The sequence below is a fragment of the Nocardia sp. NPDC049149 genome, from assembly GCF_043197455.1.
In the GTDB taxonomy this organism is placed as follows: Bacteria; Actinomycetota; Actinomycetes; order Mycobacteriales; family Mycobacteriaceae; genus Nocardia.
Genome location: NZ_JBICTD010000008.1, coordinates 248,588 through 273,145 on the forward strand (window position 1 = coordinate 248,588; position 24,558 = coordinate 273,145).

Consider the following 24,558-nt stretch of genomic DNA (forward strand, 5'->3'; position numbering starts at 1 on the left):
TGTCACCGCGGTGTCCAGCACCGAGAATGGTATCGATCTTCCGGACGACGCGAGTTTGTACTCGGTGATATCCGGTGCGGCCGCCGAACACCCGCAACGGCCTTCCCTGTGCGGTGCGGACGGAACGCAACTCACGTGCGCCGATGTCGATCGGCAGGCCCGCGCGCTGGCCGCAGCCCTGGCCGCGCGCGGGGTGGTCGCGGGGGATCGCGTGGCGATCCTCGGCCGCACCAGCCTGGAATGGACCTTGCTCGACGGCGCGTTGCTCGCGCTCGGCGCCGTGGTGGTTCCGGTGTACCCGACCTCCTCCGCGGTGCAGATCGAGCACATCCTGACCGACAGCGGCAGCGCGTTTTTCGCGGCCGAGGACGACACGGACGCCGAACGCCTGCGTGTGGCAGGCGCAGGCGACGTGTGGACCTTCCCGCAGCTGGCCGAATGGGCAAGCGGCGCGGTCGATCCCGCGCTGGACGCGCGCATCGCGGCGGTGCGTGCCGACGATCTGGCGATGATCGTGTACACCAGCGGCACGACCGGCGTGTCCAAGGGCTGCTTGATCACCCACCGGAACATGTTCGTCTCGTCGGCGAACACGGTGCGCCAGGCCGGCGAGATGTTCGACGGCACAACGGTGCTCGCGCTGCCGCTGTCGCATGTGTTCGGTCAGACCATCCTGTTCGCCTGCCTGTTCGGCGGTAGCCGGACGCATCTGCTGCCTGGCATTCCCGACCTGGTTCCGGTGCTGCCGACGCTGCGCCCGACCTTCCTCGCGCTGATCCCGTTCGGGCTGGAGAAGATTCGCAAGTACTGCCGCACCATGCTGACGGGCACGCAGGAGCAGGATGCGGTGGCCTGCGGCCTGGAGTTGTTGCGCGCGCAGACGACACCCGAGGTGTCCGGGCACGCGGTGGCGGCTGCGCTCGGCGGCCGGTTGCGCTATGTCATCTCCGGCGGTGCGTCGCTGGACGATTCGACCAGCGGCTTCTACGCGGGATTCGGTGTGGTGCTGCTGAACTGCTACGGGCTCACCGAGGCGGCGACCGCGGTCACGGTCAGTGCGCCGGAGACCAACCGGCTCGGCACGGTCGGCAAGCCGATCCCCGGCACCTCGGTGGCTATTGCGGAGACCGATGGTGAGGTGCTGGTCGCCGGTCCGCACGTCTCGCCCGGCTACTGGGGTGCGGCCGCGGACCAGGCAACGGTTGACGACGAAGGTTGGCTGCACACCGGCGATCTCGGTGAACTCGATGCCGACGGCTACCTCCGGATCACCGGCCGGAAGAAGGAGATCCTGGTGACCTCCGGCGGCAAGAATGTCGCGCCCGCGCCGCTGGAGGACCGGGTCCGGTTGCACCCGTTGGTGAGCAACTGCATGGTCATCGGTGACGGCCGCGACTTCGTCACCGCGCTGGTGACCGTCGACCCGGTCCAGGTGCAACGCTGGCAAGCGGCGACGCCGGACGGCGAACTCGCCGACGCCATCCAGTCGGCGGTCGACGACGCGAATTCCCTTGTCTCCCGCGCCGAGTCGATTCGCGCGTTCCGGATCGTCGACGGTGATTTCACGGTCGAGGACGGATTGTTGACCTCGTCACGAAAACTGCGGCGCGTCGCCATTGCCGACGCCTACGCCGCCGACATCGACCACCTGTATCGGGCCCGCACACCCGCTGTATAGGCGGGGCCGATCGCCCGATGAATTACGGCTGCGCGCGGTGGTTCCCACCCCGCGCGGCCCACAGACTCGACATCGGAATTCGACTACCGGAAAGTGATGCGAACATGTACGACGTCATCGTTGTCGGAACTCGGGTCGCGGGTTCCCCGCTGGCCATGCTGCTCGCCAGGAAGGGCTACCGCGTCCTCGCCGTGGACCGCGCCACCTTCCCGAGTGACACCCCATCGACGCACTACATCCACCAGGCCGGGCTCGGCTTCCTGAAGTCGTGGGGCCTGCTCGACCAGGTGATCGCCTCCGGCACCCCGGCGATCCGGCACCTGAACTTCTCCTACACCGACATCGTGATCAACGGCTTCGCCGACGTGTCGGCCGACGGCATCGACGCCGTGTACTGCCCGCGGCGCACCGTGCTCGACAAGATCCTGGTCGATGCGGCGGGCGAGGCCGGTGTCGAGGTCATCAACGGATTCACCGTCACCGAGCTGACTTTCGACGGTGACCAGGTGACGGGCATCCGCGGCCAGGTCGGCGACGGCGCCGAGCAGGAGTTCCGCGCGAAGCTGGTGATCGGTGCGGACGGATCGAATTCGACGGTCGCCAAGGCGGTCGGCGCCGAGGTCTACGAGGGGTCCCCGGCGGCCTGCTTCATCTACTACTCGTACTACGAGGGCGTCGACTGGGGCATGCAGCATCGCACCGGTTTCAACGAGCAGCAGTTCGCGGCCTGGCCGACCAACGACGACCTGTCGCTGGTCGCGGTGATGCGCAAGCGGGACCGGTTCCGCGACTTCCGCACCGATCCGGACGCGGGCGTGCAGGAGATCGTCAGCCAGATCGACCCGGAACTCGGTGCGCGCCTGCGTGATACGGGCAAGCGCGTGGAGCAGTTCCGGCCGATGCTCTACCCGGACAACTACCGCCGCCGCTCCTTCGGCCCCGGCTGGGCGCTCGTCGGCGACGCGGGCTACCACAAGGATCCGTTCACCGGCTGGGGCATCACCGACGCCTTCAAATACGCCCAGCTACTGGCCGACCTGGTGCACGACGGCCTGTCCGGCGCCCGCCCGATGGACGACGCGCTCGCCGAGTACGAGCGCGAGCGTGACGCGCAGAGCGCAAGCACTTACGAACTGACGCAGAGCATTTCGGAGCTCTCGCTGACGCCGTACTACGACTCGGTGTTCCGCGCCACCAGCTACGACGCGGAGTACACCAAGGGCTTCTTCGGGCTGATCGCCGGAATCTACTCGCCGGACAAGTACTTCGGCGAGGAAGAGCTCGCCGCACTGTACGAGAAGGTCGACTTCCCCGCGGCGGCACGGCATGTCACCAAGGACGGAGTGACCGCGTGAGCACCCCCGGCCTAACCGCCCTGGGTGACAGCTTCGTCGAAGGCCGCGGCGACGCCGCGGCCGGCGGCGGCTACCGCGGTTGGGTGCCTCGGCTCGGCGGGCAGCTCGGTCTGCGGCCCGCGACGGTGCGCAACCTCGGCGTGCACGGCGCCACCACCAGCGTGGTGCTCGAACGGCAACTGCGCCAGGCGGTTTCGGCGCGATCTGGACTCTACGGAGTCGTGGTCGGGGTGAACGATCTGGTCAGCGATTTCGACGCGGATCGGTTCGAGCGCAACCTCGGCACCCTGTTCGACACTCTGCGCACCGGCGGGGCAACGGTATTCACCGCGAGCTACCCGGATATCCCGGCCCGGCTTCCGGTGCCGGACGGGTTCCGCGGGCTGTTGCGGGAACGCTTCGCGTTCGCCAATGCGGTGCTGGCCGCCGTCACCGCCGAAACCGGCACGCTGCTGCTGGATATCGCGGCCGAGCCGGAGTGGGAGCGCCCGGAGGTGTGGACCGCCGACGGCCTGCACCCGAGCTCGCTCGGTCATCACCTGTTCGCCGCGGGCGCCGCCGACCTGATCGCGTCGCGCACCGCGACAACCGTCGCCGCCTGAATCTTTCCATCCGGTTCGAGAGGAACTTTCGTGACAGACGACAGACGCCTGGCGCGCAACCCGATCGCCATCGTCGGGATGTCCGGGCTGCTGCCCAACGCGCACAACCATCGAGAGTACTGGCAGAACATCGTCGACGGAGTCGACTGCACCACCGAGGTGCCCGCATCGCGCTGGAACCTCGACGACTACTTCGACGCGGATCCGGATGCCCCGGACAAGACGTACTCGCGCCGCGGGGCGTTCCTGCCCGATATCGAGTTCGACCCACTGGAATTCGGGCTGCCACCCAATCAGCTCGAGGTGACGAGCACCATGCAGACGCTGAGCCTCGGGGTGGCCCGTGACCTGCTCATCGACGCGGGCGCGGTGGACTCGACGTGGTACGACCCCGGCCGCACCGGCGTGGTGCTCGGCACGACCGGGCCGGTGCCGCTGATGCATCCGCTGGCGGCACGGCTCTCGACGCCGGTGCTCAAGGAGGCGGCGCGCTCGGTCGGGCTGTCCGACCAGGACGCCGACGCGGTCGCGGACAAGTTCGTTGCGGCATTCGCGCCGTGGGAGGCGAATTCGTTCCCCGGCCTACTCGCCAACATCACCGCGGGCCGGGTGGCCAACCGGCTCGGCCTCGGCGGGATCAACTGCACCGTCGACGCGGCGTGCGCGGCGTCGCTGGCCGCGCTGCGGACCGCGATCGCGGAGTTGCAGGACGGCCGCGCCGACATGATGATCACCGGCGGTGTCGACACCGAGAACACCATCTTCATCTACATGTGCTTCAGCAAGGTGGGCGCGCTGTCGGACAGCGGGCAGATCAGTCCGTTCGCCGACGATGCCAACGGCACGCTGCTCGGCGAAGGCATCACGATGCTCGCGCTACGCAGGCTGGAAGACGCTCGGCGCGACGGCAATCGGATCTACGCGGTGATCCGCGGACTCGGGTCGTCCAGCGACGGCCGAGCGAAGAGCATCTACGCACCACGAGCGGGCGGGCAGCGGGTCGCGCTCGATCGTGCCTACGCCGACGCGGAATGCTCACCGGCCGACGTCGCGCTGATCGAGGCGCACGCCACCGGCACCCCGGTCGGCGACAAGACCGAGTTGACCGCGTTGAAAGCACTGCTGTCCGAGGCGACTTCGGAGCCGCGCTTCGCCGCGCTCGGCAGTGTGAAATCGCAGATCGGGCACACCAAGGGCGCTGCGGGCACGGCCAGCGTGATGAAGCTGGCGTTCGCGCTGCACCAGAAGGTGTTGCCGGGCACCATCAACGTCGCGGCGCCCAACGCCGAGATCACCGCGGCCGACGCACCGTACTACGTGAATACCCGGACCCGGCCGTGGATTCGTGATCCGCAGCGTCCGGTGCGCCGAGCCGCCGCGTCGGCATTCGGCTTCGGCGGCACCAACTTTCATGTCGTGCTGGAAGAGGCAGACGCGGGGCGGGCCGACCCGATCCTGCATCGGACCGCGCTGGCGCACCTCTGGCATGCGTCCGACACGGCCGCGCTGATCGAAGCGGTGTGCAACGCCGACCCGATCGACGGCGGAGATATCCCGGAGGACCACGCGCGCATCGGTTTCGTGTCGGTGGACGACGAGAACGCCGAACACCTGCGCACGCTCGCGGTGGACGAGCTGATGCGCAGGCCGGACGCCGCGGCGTGGGATCACCCTGAGGGCGTGTACTTCCGGGCGGCGGCGCTGCCCGAACGCAAGGTCGGCGCGCTGTTCGCCGGGCAGGGCAGCCAGTACGTCGATATGGGATTGGATGCGGCGCTGAATAATCCGTCCGTCGGCGCGGCGTTCGACGCGGCCAACGGCGCGTTCGCGGGTGCACCGGTCCGGCTGTCCTCGGTGGTGTTCCCGCCGCCCGCCTTCGACGAGGAGACGGCGCACGAACAGGAAACCGCGTTGCGGCGCACCGAATTCGCGCAACCGGCGATCGGCGCGCTGTCGGCAGGACAGTTCCTGGTGCTGACCGAATACGGGTTCCGCGCCGATGGCTACCTCGGTCACAGCTTCGGCGAACTGACCGCGTTGTGGGCCTCCGGTGCGCTCGACGCCGAGGAGTACTTCGGGCTGGCCCGCGCCCGTGGCGCGGCGATGACGCCGGCGGACGGCGTCGAAGCGGGCACGATGGTGGCGCTGAACGCCGCGCGGGAGACCGCCGACGAGCTGCTGGCCGGCATCGACGATGTGTGGATCTGCAACCACAACGCGCCCGATCAGGTCGTGATCGGCGGCGGGACCGACGGCGTCGCCGCCGTGGTCGCGCGGTGCGCGGAGCGCGGTGTGGCGCATCGGGCGCTGCCGGTATCCGGTGCGTTCCACACGCCGTATGTCGCGCATGCGGTCGAGGCCTTCGCGAAAGCCACCGCGACGGTGACCATCGGGGTTCCCGATGCGCCCGTGTACGCGAACACGCCTGAGGTGCACTACGGCAGCGACGCCGTCGCCAACCGGGCCTTGCTCACCGAACAGCTCAGCAAGCCAGTCGAATTCGCGGCGGCGCTGACGGCGATGCGCGCGGCGGGCTGCACGGTGTTCGTCGAGTTCGGGCCCAAGCAGGTGCTGACCTCGCTGGTGCGGCGCACCGTCGGCGACGACGTGATCGCGATCCCGACGGATTCGGGGCCGATCGGCAACAGCGATCTGGCGCTGGTCCGTGCGGCGGTGCGGCTGGCCGTGCTCGGCTTCGGTCTGCAGAAGATCAATCGACATGCCGCGCCGACAGCGGTGCGGCATCAGCCGAGTCGGCCGATGACCGTGACCATTTCGGCGCCCGAGTACGTGCCGGAGAGCAGGCGCGCGGCATACGCGGCCGCGCTCGACGACGGGTATCAGGTGCGCCTGGCGGCAGCGGAGTCGCCTGCGGCAGTTCCCGCCGAAGTTCCCGTGGCAGTGCCGGTCGACACCGTGGTCGACCGCCAGCCCGAAAAACCGGCTGTGGCTAAGACTTTCACCGAGACTACGGAGACAACCGTGTACGAAGCCCCGAAGTCCTACGACCAAGGAGCGGACGCACTCGACAGTGCGCTCGTGCAGCATCTGCAGACGCACCGCCAGTTCCTCGACGGACAGTTGGACATGGCCCGCGGGCTGGCCGGTGTGCTCGGCAACGGGGCGCTCGACGAGGCGACCCTGCGGGCGATCGAAGCCGTGAAGGATCACGGCGTCGCGATCAGCGAAAGTCATTCGCGGGCCAGTGCGGTGCTGGCGCAGTTGGCGGAGCTGGAGAGCGGTTTCGCGCCGACAGCGCGGGTGGCGGCGCCGCGGCGGGTGGAATCCGAGCGGCAGCCCGCGCTCGAATCGGCGCCCGAGCGGCGGCCGATCGGGACGGCGCCGGTCGTTGCTGAACCTCCGGTGCAGGCTGTGGCGCCAGTCGTCGCCACTGCGGCGCCCGTTGCGGAAAAGCCTGCCACTCCGGTTGTTTCGCCTGCACCGGTTGTTTCGCCCAGCCCGGTTGTTGCGAGCGGCCAGGCCAATGGTCACGGCACGTCCGCGCCGGTGGTGGAATCCAACGGTCAGGTGTCCGCCGACGCGCTGCGGCAGGCATTGCAGGAAGTGGTCGCCGAGAAGACCGGCTATCCGGTCGAGATGGTCGATCCGACAATGGATCTCGAAGCCGATCTCGGTGTGGACTCCATCAAGCGAGTCCAGGTGATCGGTGCTTTGCAGGAGCGGTTCCCGCACCTGCCCAACCTCGGTCCCGAACAGCTCGGCACGCTGCGCACCCTCGATCAGATCGCGGAACTGCTCGGCGAAGGTGAGCTGAACGGAGCTGATGTCACGCTGAACGGGGTGGATTCCACTCCGAACGGAACTGTCGTCTCGGCGGGAGACGCTGTTGGGTCGGAAGCTGTGACCGAGTCCGCCGATGCCGGTGCGCCCACCGGTGACACCCTGCGTCGCGCCTTGCAGGAGGTCGTCGCGGAGAAGACCGGTTACCCGGTCGAGATGGTCGATCCGACGATGGATCTCGAAGCCGATCTCGGCGTGGACTCCATCAAGCGGGTCCAGGTGATCGGCGCGCTACAGGAACGGTTTCCGGATCTACCGAGCCTCGGTCCTGAGCTACTCGGCACGCTCCGTACGCTGGATCAGATCGTCGACGAGCTCGCCGCGCCGATCGGCGGTGATGTTCACCCAAAAGCTGACGCCGCGGCCGAAACGCCGCGGCACGCCGTCGAACTGATCACCCTGCCTGCGCTGGACCGGGCCGTCGCGCCCTACCGGGACGGTGCTCAGGTCGCACTCCTCGATCTCACCGGGGACAGCGAATCGGATTGTGTTGCCATCGAATCCGCGCTTGCCGAGCTCGGCTGGACTGTCAGGCGGGTCGGCGTCGCGGGTGCCCGGGCGGCCGTCGACTTGGGCGAGCTCGAAGCCGTTGATGTCTGTCTCGTCCTGGTCGGCGGGTCCGCCGACTGGACGGTGGCACGGCAACGGCTCAGCGAGACCGTCCTGGCCGCCGGGCGGGTGGTGCCGCTGTGGCGGCACGTCGAGGGCCGAACTGCTTTCGTCACGGTCAGCAGGCTGGATGGTGGACTCGGCTTCCTCGGGGACGCCGACCCGGTCTCGGCGCTGCTCGGCGGCGTCGGTGGTGTCGTGAAAACCCTTGCGGCCGAACAGCCCACACTGTTCTGCCGGGCGTTGGACGTCGAACCGGCGGCCACCTCGGATCGGTTGGCCGAGCTGGTCACCGCCGAGCTGTTCGACGCGGCGCGCGACACCCTCGAAGTCGGGATCAGCATGGCGGGGGACCGGCGGACGATAGTTCCCAGCGCCCATGCGCCTGCACGCTCGATCAGTCCAGTGGTGGCAGGTGCTGAGCAGCAAGCGAGTCTGCTCACCGCAGCGGATGTTCTGCTCGTCACCGGCGGCGCGCGGGGCGTCACCGCGACCTGTGTGCTGGCGCTGGCGCAGCGCAGTTCCGCGCGGTTCGTTCTCCTCGGTCGATCCGAGCTGACACCGGAACCGGACTGGGCGACTGGGGTGGCCGATGCCGAACTCAAGCCCGCAGCGGTACGGGCATTGGTCGCCACCGGCGCCAAGCCGCGTGATATCGAGCGCGCCGTTGCTGGTGTGCGTGCTGCCCGCGAGGTTCGCGCCACGCTGGCCGAATTGGGTTCGCGCGCAGAGTATCTCGCCGTCGATGCCACCGATGCGGCGGCGGTGCGTGCCGCGCTCGCGCCGTGGCGCGACAGCATCACCGGTGTCGTGCACGGTGCCGGTGTGCTCGCCGACTCGATGATCACCGACAAGACGGCCGAATCCATCGGGCGGGTACTGGATCCCAAGCTGACCGGCCTGGCCACGGTGCTCGACGCACTCGGTGCACTGCGGCACCTGGTGCTGTTCACCTCGGTCGCGGGATTGTTCGGCAATGCCGGACAGGCCGACTACGCGGCCGCGAACGAGGCACTGTCGCGGTTCGCGGTGAGCTGGCGGCGGCAGCATCCCGACTGCCATGTCACCGCGATCGACTGGGGCGCCTGGGACGGCGGGATGGTGACTCCTGAACTCCGGGAACACTTCCGGGCGCGCGACATCACGCTGCTCGACCCCGAGGTGGGTGCGGCGGCGTTCACCGAACAGTTCACGGCGGAGCGCAGCGCGGACACCGTGGTGCTGATCGGTCCGGCGAACGGACTGTCCGGCGACAATGCGGCGGCACCGGCGGCCCTCTGTGCTGAGCGGCGCATCACCGGGCTCATCGAGGAGCCGGTCATCGCGGCGCACCGCATCGGCGAGCACATCGTGCTGCCCGCCACGTTCGGCATCGGCGCGCTGATCAACCTTGCCGAGCGCACGCTGCCCGGTCGAACTGTGCTGGGGGTCAGGGACTTCCAGGTGCTCAAGGGCATCGTGTTCGACCATCCGGTGGACCAGCTCGAGCTCGAACTGCTCCCCGGCGTCGCCGGCGATGGCCGAACCACGGTCGAGGCGAACATTCGCTGCGAGAACGCATTGCGCTTCCGGGCGACGCTGCTGCTCGGCACCGACGCCGATGAGCCGCCCGCCATGGTGATTCCGCGAGGGCAGGACAGCGTCGTCGATATCTATCGGCACGCCATCCAGTTCCACGCGCCCGCACTCCAAGGCCTGCGGCAGATTCGCGTGGTCTCCGAGGAGGCCATCGTCTTCGACTGCGCGCTGCCTGCAAGCCGGGTAGCGCACGGTGCCTACGCGGGCCGCATGCACGATCCGGTCCTTGCTGACCTGATCCTGCAGGGGCCACCGGTCCTCGGCCACCGAATCCTCGGTGCCGCTTGCCTTCCCCTCGGGGTCGGTCGGATCGACTACTACCGTCCGCTCCCCACGGACGAGCCGTTCGTGCTCGTCGTGGACAACCCGCGCGCAGGCATCGTCGATGCCCGCATCGACGCCACCGCCGTCACGGCGGACGGCACAGTGCTGCAGCGTTTCTCGGACGTCACCGTGGTGACGACTCCGGATCTGACAGCGAAGTTTCAGACCTCGGTGAGGCGGTGGATGGCATGACAGTTCTCGAGTTCGACGGAATTCCGTTCGACCCGACAGGGGCGCCGGCACCGGAAGTGGCCCAGGCGAGAGGCGCGGCGCAGGCCGTTGTGTTGGATGGTGGCGAGCAAATGCCGGTGCCGTCACGGCAAAGCGAACCAGCGGCCGAGTCGTCCCGAGACGTAGTGGGTGCCTACGCCCAAAATGACCGGGGCGAGCCGTCCCCGGCCGCAGTGGATGGCTCGCGTCGCGACGAAGCGGGCGCAACGGTCCCGGTCTCGACGGGGACCACAGGCGCGGCGGGCCGAATCGCGGGCCCGCTCAGCGAGGTTCGTGCTGGCGTCGTCGGAGCACATCGTGCCGCCTTGGCGGCGCAGGTCGCGTTGCAGCGTGCCGTGTGGGAGCGGGCGATGCGTTCGACCGTCGCCGGTTCCGCCGCGACGGTCGGCGCGGCTACTGGTCCGATCGGCGGACACACCGGAAGTCGGACCAGCAACGGCCTGCAAGGGGCCGGTGAATCGATTAACGGTGCGAGTGGTGTGTACGCGAGCGGCAGTGGCGTCGCGGCGGCAGAGCACGCCTTCAAGCCGCTGGCGCGCACGCAACGCACCAGTTTGGACGCGGAGGCGCTGCGGCTCCTCACCGAGGGTGACGTCGTCGATGTCTTCGGTGCCGGACACTACCGGCCGGGTGTTGTCACCGCAGCGCGGTTGGCGACGGCGGGAACTCTGGTTCTCACCGAGGTCACGACGATCGAGTTGTACGGCGGTACGGGTCGCGGTCGGGTGGTTGCGCGGTTCGACGGCGATCCTGGCGCGGCAGCCGTCCAGGCGGCCGAGGTGTTCGCCCTGTTCACCGGAATCCCACTGTGCTTGTCGGGGAGCACCTTTGCCGTATCGCACAGTGGTAGTGCGGGGAACACCGGGTCACTGGTCGGTGCGTCGGTGGAGCTCGTCGTTACCGCCATCGACCTGGTGCCGAGGCCGCACGTCACCGCAACGGCGAAGGTCATTGGGGTGCAGGGGAAGTGGCAGGTCACGGTGACCGCCGTCGAACCCGCGGGCACCGGCGTCGGTCCGGGGCAAGCCGTGCCGAGCCTGCTGCTCAACGAGTTCCACATGACCCACCTCTCGCGCGGCGACCAATCCATTGCGATGGGGCCGGAATTCGCGGAATACACCGGGGTCCGCGCAACGAGGCTGCCGACCGGCGGTCTGCTGCTGGTCGACCGGGTGCTCGAATTCGACGGCACGCGTGGTCAATTGGACGCCGCTTCCTATCGGACCGAGTACGACTCGCCCGCAGACTCCTGGTACTACGCCGACACCGCCAACGAGTCCATGCCGCACTTCGTCTACATGGAGACCTCGCTGCAGGCAGCGCTGCTCATGGGCTACTACGCGGGACCGACGCTCACCCAACCCGGTGTCACGCTGAGCTTGCGCAACCTCGGCGGTACGGCAACGGTGCTGCGGCAGATCGACCTGCGGGACAAGACGATCGAACAATCGTCCCGGCTGCTGTCGACGACGATTCTGCCCGGCTCGTCACTGCAGACGTTCGACTACACGCTGAGCGTGGACGGCGAACCGTTCTACGCGGGCGAGACCATGTTCGGCTACTTCAGCGACGAGGCGCTCGCGAACCAGACCGGCCTCGACGCCGGGCGGGCGGCGCCGACCTGGCTGGACGAACACCCGGACGCGCGGATCCGCCGCATCGACGTCGCCGCCCGCCGGGCCGACCCGCATGCGCCGCTGTGCGCCCGCCGCACGCTGACGCTGATCGACGGGATCGACGTGGTCGACGGCGGCGGCAAATACGAGGCAGGGTACCTGCATTCGCTGCGCGAGATCGACGGGTCGGACTGGTACTTCGACCGGCATTTCCACCTCGATCCGGTGATCCCGGGTTCGCTCGGCGTCGAGTCGGTCATCCATGCGCTCCAAGAGTGGCTGCTCGACGCCGGATTCGCGGACACCCTCCGCGATCCGGTCTTCCGTATCCCGAGCGATATCGCCTTCAGCTGGCGCTATCGCGGCCAGTTCCTGCCCACCGACGGCACGGTGGAGCTGGGGGCGCACATCAAGGAAGTCCGGCGCGGCTCGCACGGCGTCACCGTCATCGCGGACGGTTCGCTGTGGAAGCCGGGGTTGCGTATCTACGAACTCATCGACCTCGCAGTCGAACTCGGCGAGCGGAAGGACCGCTGATGACCACGGCTCGGACCGATGTCCTCGCGGTCACGGCGGACGACATCACCGCCCTGCTGCTCGACGTGCGGCAGCCGTGCTGGTTCGTGCGCAGCGGCGGCCGGATCGGCGCCACCTCGGACCCGGCGGTCGCGGCACGCGCGCAGGTGCTGACCGCGGTCGCGCCGCTGCCGCCGGAGTTGCTCGGTGACAGGCAGTTCCAGCTGGCACACGGGGTGCGGGCGGGGTATGCGGCTGGCGCCATGGCCAATGGGATCGCCGCACCGGCAATGGTGGTGGCGATGGCGAACGCCGGTTACCTTGCGTCCTATGGCGCTGCGGGCGTCACTCCCGCGGCGGTGGATGCGGCTCTCGGTGAACTTGCCAAGACCCTGGTAGGTAAACCCTTTGCCTGCAACCTTATTCACAGTCCCACCGAATCGGCGCTGGAGCGGGCGATCGTCGATTCCTGCCTGCGTCACGAGGTGCGGTGTGTCGAGGCGTCCGCGTTCATGGGCCTCACCGCCGAGGTCGTCCGGTACCGGGTGGCGGGGCTCGGGGTGGATCGACACGGTCAGCTCGAGGTGCGGAACCGGTTGATCGCCAAGGTGTCTCGGGTCGAGGTCGCCGAGCCGTTCCTGCGTCCGCCACCCGAACAGTTGGTGCGCAGTCTGGTCGCCGCGGGCGCGGTGACCGCAACGCAAGCGCGGCTGGCCGAGCAGGTGCCGATGGCGGACGACATCACCGCGGAAGCGGATTCGGGCGGCCACACCGACCGCAGGCCGCTGCTCGTGCTGTTGCCGGAGCTGATCGCGGCCCGCGACCGCAGCACGCTGCCCGCGGCAGCGGCGGTCCGGATCGGCGCGGCTGGCGGGATCGGCACGCCCGCTGCGGCCGCCGCGGCCTTCGCGCTCGGCGCCGCGTATGTCGTGACCGGCTCGATCAACCAGGCCACCCGCGAGGCGGCCCAGTGCGAGACGACCAAACAGCTGCTGGCCAAGGCGGATTTCGCGGACTGCACGATGGCGCCGTCGTCGGACATGTTCGAACTCGGCGTGCAGGTGCAGGTGTTGCGCAGGGGCACCATGTTCGCATCCCGCGCGCAGCGGTTGTACGACACCTACCGCGCGTACGCCGGAATCGAGGACATCCCAGCGGATCTGCGTGCCGATCTCGAGGCGACACTGTTCCGGCGTCCGCTGGAGGTCGTCTGGCAGGACTGCGTCACGTACTTCACCGAGCGGGACCCGGCTCAGCTGGTCGGCGCCGCCGAGGATCCGAAACGCAAGATGGCCTTGGTGTTCCGGTGGTACCTCGGGCTGTCGTCCGGCTGGAGTATTCGCGGCGACGCGGATCGGGTGACCGACTATCAGGTGTGGTGCGGTCCGGCCATGGGTGGGTTCAACAATTGGGTCGCCGGAACGTACCTGGCTGCGCTCAGTAACCGGCAGGTTGCCGACATCGCCGACCAAATGATGCTCGGCGCAGCGTATCTCACTCGGATCGCCCAGCTTCGCACCGCGGGTGTGCGACTGCCCGCCGACTGCACGCGATTCGTGCCACGACCGCTGCCGCGACGCTGAAACGGTAACGCGCACCGTTCGTCGATCGATAGTGTCACTACCTCGGCGAACAGTGGTGCATCCTGCGCAACAATCGCTGGTTGATTTGCCACCTACGGATCCGTAGGCTCGCGGAGGTTATCGCGCCGACGGACCCACTCGGTCCTGCGCTGAAACTAGCCAAACAGACTGAGGGGTAACGGAAATGGGGCGACGTCTCACCCAGCTCGAGCTGCTGACGGAGCTGGAGCCGGTTGCCGAGGCCAATGTGCATCGGCACCTGTCGATGGCGAAGGAGTGGCATCCGCACGATTACGTGCCGTGGGACGAGGGCCGCAACTTCGCTGCGATGGGCGGAGTCGACTGGGATCCGGAGCAGTCGAAGCTGTCGGACGTCGCCAAAGCGGCGATGATCACCAATCTGCTCACCGAAGACAATCTGCCGTCCTATCACCGGGTGATCGCCGAGAACTTCTCGCAGGACGGTGCGTGGGGGACCTGGGTCGGGCGCTGGACGGCCGAGGAGAACCGGCACGGGATCGTCATGCGCGACTACCTGGTCGTCACCCGCGGTGTCGATCCGGTGGAGCTGGAGCGCGCCAGGATGGCGGCGATGACCACCGGCTTCGACCCGCTGTCCATGGCACAGGACGCGGTCGTCGACACCAGCAGCATTCCCGAGGCCGGGTTCATGCTCGGCGTCGCCTATGTGACCTTCCAGGAACTGGCCACCCGGCTCAGCCACCGCAACACCGGCCGCGTGTGCAACGACGCGATCGCCGACAAGATGCTGCAGCGCATCGCGGCCGACGAGAACCTGCACATGATCTTCTACCGGAACATGTGTGGTGCCGCCCTGGACCTGGCGCCAGACCAGGCGCTGGAAGCGATCTCGCTGATCCTGATGAACTTCCAGATGCCCGGCGCGGAGAACCCGAACTTCCGCAGGTACGGCGCGCTGATGGCCAAGCACGGCATCTACGACATGCGCCAGCATCTCGAGGACGTGGTGATGCCGGTGCTGCGGATCTGGAAGATCTTCGAGCGCACCGACTTCACCGCCGAGGGCGAACAGACCCGCGAGAAGCTCGCCGCCTTCCTGGCCAAGTACGAGCGCGACATGCTCAAGTTCGAGGAGCGCCGCGACCGCATCGCCGCGCGGCAGGCCAGCCGCCGCGACTCCTCGGCTCTCACGACAACCATGGTCTGAGTTCGCTCAGCCAGCAGTTGCCGTCGAATGCGTCGGCGTCGTTCCTCGGCGCCGACGCATTCTGCGTGACAAGTGGTCGCAACACATCGGTCGGCGCCTACGAAGTGGCCAGGGCCAGCGGCCCGAGCTGGGGCACCCCGGCTCCTCCATTGTCTGAGCTCGAGAAATACCGAGGTTCGGCCTGTCCAGAGCAACGCACGTCAGCGGGGGAGCACGCCCAGGAGGGTTGCGGTGAGGGCCGCCTTCAAGTAGTCCTTCAGCTCCAAGTGGAAGCGGGCCAAGTCGGGCTCGGCCTGGTAGGCCGCCTGCAGGCTGGGTGGGGGTGTGCTGTACGCCGAGAGGGCGCCGGCCATGACCATGGTTTGCAGGCTGAACAGTGTCGCGTTCTCGCCGAGTTCCGGCAGGTACTGCTGGAGCAGGGCGGTCATGGTGGTCAGGCGATCCAGGGTGGCGCGCTTGTAGCGGGTGACGACCTCGACGGAGACGTTGTGTTCCAGGACGCTGCCTTGTGCGCCGATGAGGTCGCACATCACCACTCGGTCGGAGAGTGAGCGGCTGAGGATCTCGGCCACCGCTGTCGCTCGCTCGGCCATGGGCAGATTTTGGTCGACGCCCGCGGCCAACTCGTCTGCCAGTTCCGTCAGCCACTCCCGCAGGAAGTGGTCCAGCAGTTCCAGCAGCACCGCCTCACGAGACTCGAAGTAGCGCAGCACGTTCGGTTTCGCCAGGCCTACCCGGCGGCTGAGCTCGTTCAGGGTGACCGCGGCCACCGGCATCTCGTCGAGCATCGCCGATGCCATGTCGAGGATCGCCCGTCGGCGGATCTCCCGCTGCTCTTCGGTTCGCGCCCGCTGGAAACTCACGAGCACCAGCCTAACTTAGGTACCTGCGGTACGTTGACAATGTACCGAAAGTACTTTAGCGTCGTAGGCACAAGATACCTTCGGTACGTTAATTGACGGGAGCCTGACATGAGCGCGAAGTGGACGACGACGAACATTCCGGACCAGCGCGGGCGGGTGGCCGTGGTGACCGGGGCCAACACCGGACTGGGGTACGAGACCGCCAAGGCGCTCGCTGAGCACGGAGCGTCCGTGGTGCTCGCCGTGCGCAACGTCGAGAAGGGCGAACAGGCCGCGGCCCGCATGAGCGGCGACGTGACCGTGCAGGCGCTGGACCTGACCTCGCTCGATTCGGTCCGGACCGCGGCGGCCGCGCTGCGGTCGCGGCTCGACCGGATCGACCTGCTGATCAACAACGCCGGCGTGATGTACACCCCGAAGCAGACCACCCAGGACGGCTTCGAAATGCAGTTCGGCACCAACCATCTCGGCCACTTCGCGCTCACCGGGCTGCTGCTCGACCTGATGCTGCCGGTGCCCGGCTCACGCGTGGTGACGGTCAGCAGCATCGGCCACCGCATCCGGGCCGCGATCCACTTCGACGACCTGCAGTGGGAGCGGTCCTACAGTCGGGTCGGCGCCTACGGTCAGTCCAAGCTGGCCAACCTGATGTTCACCTACGAGCTGCAGCGCAGGCTGGCCACGCACGGCACCACCGTCGCGCTGGCCGCGCACCCCGGCGGATCCAACACCGAGCTGGCCCGCAATACCCCTGCGGCCCTGCGGCTTCCGTTCACCTGGCTCGCGCCGCTGATCACCCAGTCGGCTGCGATGGGCGCGCTGCCGACCCTGCGCGCCGCCACCGACCCCGCCGCGCTCGGCGGCCAGTACTACGGACCCGGCGGACGCAACGAGGTCAAGGGCAACCCCCGACTGGTCACCTCCAGCCCCGAGTCGTACGAGGTAGCCGTCCAGCAGCGGCTGTGGGCCGTCTCCGAAGACCTCACCGGAGTGAAGTTCCCCATCATTCAGTCCAAGCAGAATTCGCTTCCCTCCGAATCGGCCAGCACGGTGTAGTCCGCGCCGACAAGATGTTGGCCGCCCGCGCGGCCACGATCCATCAGGGCAAGGTACTTCCGCCGCGCTGGCGGCAGCCGTAAGGCGCCGCGGTGGTTTGTCGATGGCGTCGCGGAGGCTCGGCTTGCCCGCGGGAGTGGGTCCGGTGCACTGTAATTCCGCTGATGGGGGCGCGGACTGCACGACACCAGCCGGGAAATGCGCTGTCCGAAGAGGCCGCGGGCGGGCTTTGGGCGTGGCGCGTCAGTGGGCTCTTCGACAAGGAGATCAGGGCGAGATCGGTACGACCGAGTCGGATCTCGCGGTGCGGCGCATCTGCGACAGGATCGGGGGCACCCGACCTCGTCCGGCCCGGCCCGGCGGACGGGCTCAGCAGGGCTGAATTCGATTTAGCCGCAATATTTTTCGAGCCCGGTTCCTGAGCGGGCAGGTCACACGACACGGTGTGCTGCTTCAGGCGAATTGCGCGCCGTGGCCGATGGACCAGTTCTCCTTTGCGGAATCGAGAACATTGATGAAGATGTCTGCTGGGCGGACGCCGGGGTTGTCGCTGAGCAGCTCGGCGATCCGCCGGAACAGTGCACTCTTCTGCGCACCTGTGCGTGTGTTGAAAACGGTGATCTGGATGTATACGAGATCGTGACTGCGGTCTATGCCAAATGCGTTGCCGTAGCGAAAGTTTGCGGCGTCGTGTTCGGTGATGGTCATGAACTGATCGCCCTCGGGAACGTCGAGCGTTTCGCGCATTGCCCGGTAGATGCCGTCGAAAATCGCCTGGCGATAGCTGTCGGGCTTCCCGGCACGCAGCGAAATGTGAACGAGGGGCATGGCGAATCCTTTCGCATTCGGTCGGCCAGTCCGGTAACGACGTCCGACGCCCTGGTGCAGCTGCCCGCAAAGTGGTGCGAACCATTTTTGACATCGTGATAAGAACATGTTCTTGACATGCTGTCAAGTACTCTTGTGGCTCGAGGCTGCCCATCGCCGATCGGGAGAACCGTTGCGACCACGAGAGTTTGACCACGACGAAGTCCTGCGCATTGCGTTCGATCAGTTCTGGCGCAAGGGCGTGCGAGGCACTTCCCTCGCAGACATCGCGCGCGACGCAGGCGTCCAGCGCGGCAGCCTCTACAACGCCTATGGCAGTAAGGAGGCGCTGTTTCTCGTCGCCTACGAGCGCTATGCGAACAAGTATCTCGACACGCTGCAGAACGTGCTCGGCACGGGGACGCTGCGCGAGCGTCTCGTTGCCTTTTTCGACGCGACGATCAAGAACTTTCGTTCCGGCTCCCCGCCTCGCGGGTGTCCGACCACGCGCGGCCTGATGGAGTTGGCGCCGGGCAAGGGCGAGGGCCTCGGAGAGGACGCGCGCCGTGCCTTCGCCGACCTCGTCAGCCGCATCACCGCCCTCGTCGAGGAGGCCTTCGTCGAGGGGCAACGGCTGGGCGAGTTCGACGGAACACCCGGGACCGCCGCCTTGCACGTTGTGACAGTCACGCGCGGATTAGCCGTGTTTGAACGGGCTTTCGGCGATGAGGCGGAGCTCCGCAGGATCGCCGGATACACGATCGATCTGGTGTTGGGTGAGCAAGGCCGCTGAGCCCGAAGTCAGCACGCGTCCCCGTGCGTACCGTCCTGTCTCAGCCGGCGCCGTCCTGCACCGGATAGTCGATGATGACCACACCGCCGGTGGCGTAGTTGGCGACATCGGCGGCCGTTCGCTGGCCTTGCGGCGACGTCCGCGCGGCGGCCATGGCGGCGGCGTCCGCGAAGTCGGCTTCGAAGACCGCGAAATACGGCGCTTCTCCGTTGGTCGCCGTCACGTCGAAGCTGTAGCGCCACGCGAGTAGGCCGGGCATCTGCATGACCAGCGGAAGGTGTTCGGTCACGTAGTAGTCGCGGAAATGGTCGGGATCGGCGGGCTTGGGATACAGGACCAGCAACTTATGCATGACTGCCCCCTGCAGCTTCCTCGGTCGGTTGAATCGTCATATGCGCAGGTTAGGGCTTGATGTGTGGTCGAGGGAAAGGCCGGAAAGCGATAGGCTCAGAACGGATCGTTATCAATCGACGGGGAGGGCATATGGCGCCGGATACGGTGAGCCTGCGGTACTTTCTGGTGCTGGCGCAGGAGTTGAACTTCACCCGCGCGGCCGCACGGATCGGTATCGCGCAGCCCGCGCTCAGTGCCCGGATGCGTCGATTGGAAGCGGAACTCGGTACGAGCCTGCTGGTTCGCAACACACGGAGCGTCGTATTGACCACGGCCGGTGCGGCTTTGGCGGAATCGGCGCCGCCAGCGCTGGCGGCGCTGGACCGGGCATGGGACACCGCCCGGAACGCGGGGGCAGGTGAACTGGGCACGCTGCGTATCGGATACAGCCTCAGCACTGGGGCCGAGACGGCACCGGCCTTGGTGGACAGGCTCATTCGCAGCAGCCAGGGACTCGAGGTCGGCGCGGTCCCGATGGCGACACCGGAGATTTCCCCCGCGGTCGCCGATGGCCGTATCGATGCGGGGATCACCCGCGGTGAGCAGCCGGGTCGTGGCGTGCGCAGGTTCCTACTGCGGCGTGAGCGGGTCGGGGTCCAATTGGCACAGCATCATCCGCTGGCCGAACACCCGGAGATCGAGATCGCCGCCGCGGCCGCGTATCCGCTGCGACTTCCCGACCGTACTGCCAACCCTGTGATCCACGATCAGCTGTCCGCACTGTTCCGCGACACCCGGCCGAGCCCCCGATTCCACACGCCCGCAGTCTCTTTCGACATGTCTCAGCGCGATCTACGCGACGGGCTCACCCTCGCCCCGGCCGGTGAAGCCGCAGTCACGACCATGTCGGCCGGTCTCACGTGGCGACCGCTGCATGGCGCACCCACCTTGACGATCCACCTGGTCCTCCCGCGCGTGCAGTCACCACTACACCGCCGCCTCCGCACCGTCGCCAAAACCCTGGCGCACGAACTGCACTGGCTGCAGGACTGACGCGCGGCAGGTCACGCGAGACGAACGTCGGCGGTGGCGGGGACGCGCCGAAAGCGTTGTTCAGGAGGCTGTTCGGTGGAGGCGGGGGAGCGCCGCGAGGATAGATGCGGACCACCGCGGACTGCCTGAACGTCTTTGTTTGCCACGGACCGCGCTGAGTGGGCCGGTTGGACGCCGGAAGATCAAGTGGCCGTGTCCATCCGGGGGCTGGTCGAACGCACCATCATGCCGATGATGTGTGTGCGCATTAAGGGCGCCAGCGAGGCCTGGCGCGGTTACGGTTTTCTCGTGGTGTGCTTATGAGGAAGTCGAATCAGGTCCATCACGAGGTGGTCGGCAGCGCGCCGTTCCAGTTGGCGGCGCGGGTGGGCCTGGTGGCGTACGGCGTAGTTCACCTGCTCATGGCGTGGGTCTGCGTTCAGGTCGCGCTCGGCGACCTCGATGGCGGTGGGGTCGGGAAAGCGGACAAGACCGGCGCGCTGCAGAACCTCGCGGAGAACTCCGGTGGCGGGTTCGTGCTCTGGCTCATCGCCGTCGGGCTCGGGTTCGCCGTGCTGTGGCAGTTGCTCGAGACCTTCACCGGCGCGCGGAGTAGCCGGAAGCAGAAGCTGCTGCGCGCGATGAACTTCGGTGAGGCGGTTCTGTTCGGTTACCTCGCCTACAGCGCGGCCAAGCTCGCGAGCGGGTCGCTGGCCCCGTCGACCGACCAGGCGCAGCTCGGTCTCATCGGCAGCCTGCTCAGCAAGCAGTGGGGCAAGCCGGTGGTGATCGGCATCGGGCTCGCGATCGTCGTCGCGGGCTTGTTCGTCGCCCGCCACGGCTTGTCGAGGCGGTTCGGCGAGGAGCAGGACTTCGGTAAGGCGAGCCGGTCGATGGAACGGGTCGTGATCCGGCTCGGTCAGCTCGGGTACGCGGCGCTCGGTGGGGTGTACGCCGGTGCGGGGGTGCTCGTCGTTGTGGCCGCCGTGCAGAGCCAGCCGCAGAAGGCGACTGGGCTGGACGTGGCGCTCAAGACCCTGGCTGCCGAGCGGTACGGGACCGTGCTGCTGCTCATCGTTGCGGTCGGCCTGGCCGCGTTCGCGATCTTCACCTTTCTCGACGCCCGGTTCCGCAAGGTCCACTAGCCTCATCGCCCGAGGTGCGTGGAAGATCAACCTCGTCCGACGGCGCCGCGACAAGTGCCTGTTCCAGTGTGACGAGAATCCCGGCGAGTGCCGTGCGCTGGACAGCCGTGAGTGCGCCGATCATGTCTGCTTCGTGCTCGAGTAGTTGGCGTACGGTCGTTTCGACGAGGTCGTGGCCGGTTGCGGTGAGTCTGACAGCGACCGCGCGGCGCGATACCGCCGAGGGGGATCGTTCAACCAGCCCGGCGTGCTCGGCGCGGGCAACCCGCTGGGAGACAGCGCCTGCAGTGATCAGCGTCCGGCGGGTGATCTCGCGGGTCGTGAGTTCGTACGGCGGACCGGAACGTCTTATCACGCTGAGCAGATCGAGTGTGGACGGGTCGATTCCGAGCTTCGCCAGGGTGCGTCGCCGGTCGTCGGCGAGGACCTTCGCAATCCGCCAGACCGGCGTAATGATCTCGATGGACTCGGTGCGCACACCGGGAAGCTCGCGCTGCCACGACGCGGCGATATCGGCTGCGGGCCACGTGAAGACCTGGCTCAGCGGGTAACCGTCGGCATCGAAATCGTTGGACACCCGCCACCTTCCTCGATACGTTTAGAGCTAAACATAGCAAACGGAGGAGCGGTCGTGAGTCGTATCGTGCTGGTTACCGGCGGCGGAAACGGGCTGGGTAAGGCGGTGGCCGCCCGGTTCCGCGCAGGCGGTGACGTCGTCATCATCACCGGGCGCAATGCCGACCGACTCGCCGACACCGCAGCCGAGATCGACGCGCGACCTATTACCTGCGACGCCACTGATCCACTGCAAGTGGCACAGATGGCCGACGAACTGGGTCCGGATCTCGACGTGGTGATCAACATGGCCGGCGGCAACACCGACTTCGACCAATCAGGTGGGCAGCCCACACATCTCGAAGAAGTGCTGACGGGGTGGCGGGCGAACCTGGACGCCAATCTGCTCAGCGCCGTGCTCACCACCACGGCCGTACTCGACAAACTGCGGCCAAACGGCTCGATCATCAACATCGGTTCCATCGGTGCCGAATACGCCGGAACCTCGTACGGCGCAGCGAAAGCGGCGCTGGCAGCATGGACCGCCGGGCTGTCGTCGCAAGTCGGCGCCAAGGCTTTGACGGCCAACCTGATTGCGCCGGGGTACGTCGCCGAGACCGACTTCTTCCACGGAAATCTCAGCGAGCAGCGGCGAGCGGAGCTGATCGAGGCCACCCACAACGGAAGGGCGGGGCGCCCGAGCGACATCGCCGAGACCACCTATTTTCTGGCCTCCGCTGGTGCGCGCCACATCACCGGGCAGACCCTGCACGTCAACGGAGGTGCCCACACCACCCGATGACCACCCTCGTCGCGGGCCACTGACACTCGCCTTGTTCAGTCACAAACGTCATCCAGCACGGTGGAGGCGGGGGAGGGCGGCGAGGATGTAGATGCCGGTGAAGACTCGCCACCAGACGAAGGGGTCGAGGGCTAGGCGTTCGGCGGTTCCGCCGCCGAGGCCGAGGTGGGTGGGGGCGAGGCTGGCGATCATGCCGATGAGGGTGAGGATGATCAGGACGATGGTGACGGTGGTGTAGGGGCGGTTGGCGGGGAAGACGCGGGCGGCGATGATCATGATGGCGAGGCCGGTGAGCAGTTCGAGGTAGGCGCCGGTGGGGTGCAGGATGATGCGGAGCTGGTGGTCGCCGGGGAATTCGTCGGCGCTGCCCGGGAAGGCGCCGACCAGCACGATGCCGAGGCAGTTGAGCAGCGCGAGGTAGGGGATCGCCCGGGCGAGTGGGGATTTGGGGAGCAAGGGGGTGAGGAGGAAGGTGGCGGCGCCGAGCAGGACGCCGAGCAGGACGAACTCGGTGGACATGGTGGCGTGCCAGGGGGAACAGATGTACCGAGACGGGTGCAGGCCGTATTGGTGCATGTCGCCGAGGCATTCGGGGACACCGAGGTCGCTGATCATGTTGTCGGCCCAGCTGTAGCCGTTGGGTTCCGGCCAGCGGGACGCGACGATCAGCTGAACGATGAAGTAGGAAACCGTCAGGATCAGCAGGACCGCACCGGTTTTCAGGCGGGCGATCACCGGCGGCAGGTGGTGGCCGGGACGGGCTTGCCCGCGAAACGGTCGGTGATCCAGTGCGCGACCAGGTCGCCGCGCGCCCGCCAGGCTTCGTGACCGCCCGGCAGCACGGTGTCCACGAGATTCGTGCCGAGAGTGCACATTTCGGCGATGGCCTGGTTGCCCCACTCGGTGTTGACGAGATCGTCTTTGTCGCCGCGGGAAATGAAAGTCGGGATGTCGGAGGCGATCTTGGGCAGGTTGCCGCCGGACTCGTAGTCCGCGAGCGCGGCGCGTGCGGCGTCGTCGACGAATTGGGCGGCGGCCGGGGTCGCGGCCTGGCCGACGGCGAAGTCGCGCAGCGTCGATTGGCCGGTGCACAGCCCTTCCAGCCGCGGCGCGGCCGAGAGCAGCGGTTCGTGCAACACCTTGTCGAACGAGTAGTCCGGGTTGCCGTAGCGCACGGCCGCCACCAGGTAGGGCAGCAGCAGGTACTGGCCGACGGTCAAGGTCTGCGCCTGCGCGGCCTGCGCCAGTTCGCTGCGCAGCGCAGGCGAGAGCAGCACGTTGCCGAGGATCTTCAGTTCGGGCGCATAGGTTTTGGCCGTCTCGGCCGCGGACTCGGTGGCGCGCCCGCCCTGGGAGAGCCCGACGAGGACGACGTCCTTGGTGACCGGCAGGTCGAGTGCCTGTGCGGCACGGACCGAGTCGAGCACGTCGTATCCGGAGGACGCGGCGTCGAGGTACGGCGCGCCGCCGGGTCCGTCGAGGCCCTGATAGTTGGTCATCACGACCGCGCGGTGGTCCTCGAGCAACTTCGAGACGGTGGTGTCGTTGCCGTAGAGCCCCGGCGAGTTCGTCGGCGCGCACTCGTCGGCGACGCCGGTGGTGCCGTGCCCGTACGCGACCAGCGGCCAGCCGCCTTCGGGCGGTGTGCCTTTCGGCAGGTACACCGCGCCGGACACCTCGATGGTCGATTTGTCCGGTGCGGTGGAAAGGTAGCGAATGTAGGTGGCCGATCCGGTGACCGCGGACAGCAGCGGACCGCCGTTGGTCAACGGCCGCTGCATGAGGAGAGTGCCGGGCCGCTGCACCGGTTCGGTGCCCGCGGTGTCCTCGGCGGATCCGCAACTCGCCGCGAGCAACAGCGTCGCCAGTGCCGCCAGTGATATCCCGGTCAGTGCCCTCTTCGGTCGCACGATCAACTCGCTCCTTCGACTCTGCTGCGCACCGGTTTCGACCCCTCATCGCCACGGCCCCTGGCGGTAGGCAACCGGTCGGTCGCATTTATGCTGCTCGGGGCCATGACTCGGCAAGATCAGAATGTCGGGAGAACGACAGTCGTGCACTGGTGAGTGACTGGAATCTCAGATTGTGAA

At 67.6% G+C, this 24,558-nt stretch carries 18 protein-coding genes; 12 read left to right on the forward strand and 6 right to left on the reverse strand.

Features of this window, described 5'->3' with window-relative positions; genetic code table 11:
- Nucleotides 1-10: 10 nt before the first annotated feature.
- The 7 genes from ACGFNJ_RS30915 (at nt 11) to ACGFNJ_RS30945 (ending at nt 15,082) form a co-directional block, all read left to right on the forward strand.
- Complete coding sequence (locus tag ACGFNJ_RS30915; protein ID WP_393456014.1) at nt 11-1,678, forward strand: AMP-dependent synthetase/ligase; 1,668 nt, start codon at nt 11-13, stop codon at nt 1,676-1,678.
- Between the two features lie 104 nt (nt 1,679-1,782).
- The gene (locus ACGFNJ_RS30920) at nt 1,783-3,033 is read left to right on the forward strand and encodes an NAD(P)/FAD-dependent oxidoreductase (protein ID WP_393456017.1); all 1,251 of its coding nucleotides are present in this window, start codon (nt 1,783-1,785) and stop codon (nt 3,031-3,033) included.
- A complete protein-coding gene (locus ACGFNJ_RS30925; protein WP_393456020.1) occupies nt 3,030-3,635 on the forward strand; it encodes an SGNH/GDSL hydrolase family protein in 606 nt (201 codons plus the stop codon). The genes ACGFNJ_RS30920 and ACGFNJ_RS30925 overlap by 4 nt, the downstream gene beginning before the upstream one ends.
- 30 nt (nt 3,636-3,665) lie before the next feature.
- The gene (locus tag ACGFNJ_RS30930; RefSeq protein ID WP_393456023.1) at nt 3,666-10,139 is read left to right on the forward strand and encodes an SDR family NAD(P)-dependent oxidoreductase; all 6,474 of its coding nucleotides are present in this window, start codon (nt 3,666-3,668) and stop codon (nt 10,137-10,139) included.
- Nucleotides 10,136-12,331 (forward strand): beta-ketoacyl synthase, encoded by a 2,196-nt coding sequence (locus ACGFNJ_RS30935; protein WP_393456026.1) that lies wholly within the window; start codon nt 10,136-10,138, stop codon nt 12,329-12,331. Before ACGFNJ_RS30930 ends, ACGFNJ_RS30935 begins: the two co-directional genes overlap by 4 nt.
- Nucleotides 12,331-13,893: a PfaD family polyunsaturated fatty acid/polyketide biosynthesis protein gene (locus ACGFNJ_RS30940; protein ID WP_393456029.1), complete on the forward strand. Its 1,563-nt coding sequence runs from the start codon at nt 12,331-12,333 to the stop codon at nt 13,891-13,893. Before ACGFNJ_RS30935 ends, ACGFNJ_RS30940 begins: the two co-directional genes overlap by 1 nt.
- Before the next feature lie 184 nt (nt 13,894-14,077).
- On the forward strand, nt 14,078-15,082 hold the full coding sequence (locus ACGFNJ_RS30945; RefSeq protein WP_393456032.1) for an acyl-ACP desaturase: 1,005 nt from the start codon (nt 14,078-14,080) through the stop codon (nt 15,080-15,082).
- Nucleotides 15,083-15,282: 200 nt separating this feature from the next.
- On the opposite strand, the gene ACGFNJ_RS30950 is transcribed toward ACGFNJ_RS30945, so the two are convergent.
- Complete coding sequence (locus ACGFNJ_RS30950) at nt 15,283-15,945, reverse strand: TetR/AcrR family transcriptional regulator (RefSeq protein WP_393456035.1); 663 nt, start codon at nt 15,943-15,945, stop codon at nt 15,283-15,285.
- 108 nt (nt 15,946-16,053) lie between these two features.
- Here ACGFNJ_RS30950 and ACGFNJ_RS30955 point away from each other — a divergent pair, with 108 nt between their 5' ends.
- Entirely contained in the window at nt 16,054-17,001 is a 948-nt protein-coding gene (locus ACGFNJ_RS30955; RefSeq protein ID WP_393456038.1) for an SDR family NAD(P)-dependent oxidoreductase, read from the forward strand.
- 453 nt (nt 17,002-17,454) lie between these two features.
- Here ACGFNJ_RS30955 and ACGFNJ_RS30960 read toward each other — a convergent pair whose 3' ends face one another.
- The gene (locus ACGFNJ_RS30960) at nt 17,455-17,937 is read right to left on the reverse strand and encodes a tautomerase family protein (RefSeq protein ID WP_393456041.1); all 483 of its coding nucleotides are present in this window, start codon (nt 17,935-17,937) and stop codon (nt 17,455-17,457) included.
- A gap of 64 nt (nt 17,938-18,001) precedes the next feature.
- Here ACGFNJ_RS30960 and ACGFNJ_RS30965 point away from each other — a divergent pair, with 64 nt between their 5' ends.
- On the forward strand, nt 18,002-18,601 hold the full coding sequence (locus ACGFNJ_RS30965; protein WP_393456044.1) for a TetR/AcrR family transcriptional regulator: 600 nt from the start codon (nt 18,002-18,004) through the stop codon (nt 18,599-18,601).
- A gap of 40 nt (nt 18,602-18,641) precedes the next feature.
- On the opposite strand, the gene ACGFNJ_RS30970 is transcribed toward ACGFNJ_RS30965, so the two are convergent.
- A complete protein-coding gene (locus ACGFNJ_RS30970; protein WP_393456047.1) occupies nt 18,642-18,953 on the reverse strand; it encodes an EthD family reductase in 312 nt (103 codons plus the stop codon).
- 131 nt (nt 18,954-19,084) lie between these two features.
- Between ACGFNJ_RS30970 and ACGFNJ_RS30975 the strand changes: the two genes are divergently transcribed.
- Together ACGFNJ_RS30975 and ACGFNJ_RS30980 are read left to right on the forward strand one after the other, a co-directional pair.
- On the forward strand, nt 19,085-19,987 hold the full coding sequence (locus ACGFNJ_RS30975) for a LysR family transcriptional regulator (protein ID WP_393456050.1): 903 nt from the start codon (nt 19,085-19,087) through the stop codon (nt 19,985-19,987).
- Between the two features lie 299 nt (nt 19,988-20,286).
- On the forward strand, nt 20,287-21,111 hold the full coding sequence (locus ACGFNJ_RS30980) for a DUF1206 domain-containing protein (RefSeq protein ID WP_393456053.1): 825 nt from the start codon (nt 20,287-20,289) through the stop codon (nt 21,109-21,111).
- Here the strand turns inward: ACGFNJ_RS30980 and ACGFNJ_RS30985 are convergent.
- The gene (locus ACGFNJ_RS30985; protein ID WP_393456055.1) at nt 21,074-21,688 is read right to left on the reverse strand and encodes a MarR family winged helix-turn-helix transcriptional regulator; all 615 of its coding nucleotides are present in this window, start codon (nt 21,686-21,688) and stop codon (nt 21,074-21,076) included. The genes ACGFNJ_RS30980 and ACGFNJ_RS30985 overlap by 38 nt on opposite strands.
- A 54-nt stretch (nt 21,689-21,742) precedes the next feature.
- Between ACGFNJ_RS30985 and ACGFNJ_RS30990 the strand changes: the two genes are divergently transcribed.
- The gene (locus ACGFNJ_RS30990; protein ID WP_393456058.1) at nt 21,743-22,468 is read left to right on the forward strand and encodes an SDR family NAD(P)-dependent oxidoreductase; all 726 of its coding nucleotides are present in this window, start codon (nt 21,743-21,745) and stop codon (nt 22,466-22,468) included.
- A gap of 48 nt (nt 22,469-22,516) precedes the next feature.
- Here ACGFNJ_RS30990 and ACGFNJ_RS30995 read toward each other — a convergent pair whose 3' ends face one another.
- Entirely contained in the window at nt 22,517-23,203 is a 687-nt protein-coding gene (locus ACGFNJ_RS30995; protein WP_393456061.1) for a DUF998 domain-containing protein, read from the reverse strand.
- The gene (locus ACGFNJ_RS31000) at nt 23,200-24,378 is read right to left on the reverse strand and encodes a lipase family protein (RefSeq protein WP_393456064.1); all 1,179 of its coding nucleotides are present in this window, start codon (nt 24,376-24,378) and stop codon (nt 23,200-23,202) included. Before ACGFNJ_RS31000 ends, ACGFNJ_RS30995 begins: the two co-directional genes overlap by 4 nt.
- Between the last annotated feature and the right edge of the window lie 180 nt (nt 24,379-24,558).